Source organism: Streptomyces actinomycinicus, from assembly GCF_016741775.1.
Taxonomy (GTDB): Bacteria; Actinomycetota; Actinomycetes; order Streptomycetales; family Streptomycetaceae; genus Streptomyces; species Streptomyces actinomycinicus.
Genome location: NZ_JAERRK010000105.1, coordinates 1 through 211, shown reverse-complemented (window position 1 = coordinate 211; position 211 = coordinate 1). Strand labels below are relative to the sequence as shown.

The window sequence follows — 211 nt, the reverse complement described above, 5'->3', positions numbered from 1 at the left end:
ACTGCCAGTGGGGCATCTTCCTGCGCAACCACGACGAGCTGACCCTCGAGATGGTCACCGACGAGGAACGCGACTACATGTGGGCCGAGTACGCCAAGGACCCGCGGATGCGCGCCAACATCGGCATCCGCCGGCGCCTCGCGCCCCTGCTGGACAACGACCGCAACCAGATCGAGCTGTTCACCGCGCTGCTGCTGTCCCTGCCCGGCTC

General features: G+C 67.3%; 1 pseudogene. It reads left to right on the top strand.

Going from position 1 to position 211, the window contains the following annotated elements:
- Nucleotides 1-211: pseudogene (locus tag JK359_RS38705) on the top strand (trehalose synthase); the annotation flags it as partial.